Source organism: Saliphagus sp. LR7 (assembly GCF_003344565.1).
Classification (GTDB): Archaea; Halobacteriota; Halobacteria; order Halobacteriales; family Natrialbaceae; genus Saliphagus; species Saliphagus infecundisoli.
On record NZ_QPND01000078.1, the window covers coordinates 1 to 945 of the forward strand.

General features: G+C 56.4%; 1 protein-coding gene. It reads right to left on the bottom strand.

The genetic code is table 11. The annotated features are described in order from the left end of the window. Positions 1–3: 3 nt before the first annotated feature. Positions 4–887 (bottom strand): IS1595 family transposase gene (locus DVH23_RS23240; RefSeq protein ID WP_114579700.1). Its coding sequence is split into 2 segments (ribosomal slippage): positions 4–425 and positions 425–887, totalling 885 coding nucleotides; the frame shifts between segments, so codons are not numbered across the junction. Positions 888–945 lie beyond the last annotated feature (58 nt).

A 945-nucleotide genomic window follows, 5' to 3' on the forward strand; every position in this document is an offset into this window, starting at 1 on the left:
CGCTCATCTCGATACATCGTAACACAGTAATTTCTCAAACCAGTCATCCGGTGAGTTGAGTTTCAGTGCGAGGAAGCCGAGGTATTTCTGGAGGTGGTGCTTCGAGACGCCCCTGAACTTCGCCAGCCACTGGCGAAGGAAGCTATGGCGGTTCTCGCAGGTGTTTGTGTGGGCGTCACCGATCACGTAGGTATCGGAGTGGGTGACGGCCAGATGGCCGTCCACCCCCTCCGTCTCCTCGATGTCGTCGTAGATCGCGTAGTCGTCAGTGCAGAGAATGACGCTTCCGTCGCCGTATTCGGCGATATCCTCGTCAGCGTCTTGCAGATCTTCACAGACGAGAAACTGAACTCGTCCGTCGGAGCGACGGACGAGTGTCAGTACTGGCGGTTTGTCTGATTCGAAGGTTCCGCGCCCCTTTTTGAGAGTCCGCGCTCGCGCGGACTCCCATCCTCGTCTTCGAGTCCTTTCTCACCAGCTGTGACGTAGACCTCGTCAGCTTCGCACACGTCGTAAAGGTCGAACTCGTCGATATCACCGCTGACGTCCTGGACTTTGTGGACGAAGTTGAGAACGGCTTCGTAGTCTCGATCGAGGTCCCGAGCGATCTGAGCGGTCGGCTCAGATCGCATCTCCTTGACGATATAGAACATCTCTTCGAGTCCGAAGCGATGCTGCCAGAAAATCGTCTTTGTGAGATCGCTGAAGTAGGTCTCACACGCCTTGCACCAGTACTGCTGAGCGTCCTTGTCGGTCGTCCCACGTTTGACGACAGCATCTTCCCCGCAATGGACACACGTCACCGTCTCGCCGAAACGGGCGAGACGGAGACGTTCGAAACATCGATCACGTGGTGGAAGGAAGACCCGGGCAGACTCCTCGTCCATCGTTGGTCGGTATGTGATCCGCCAGCGGAATTGGTGTTACGATCTATCGAGATGAGCG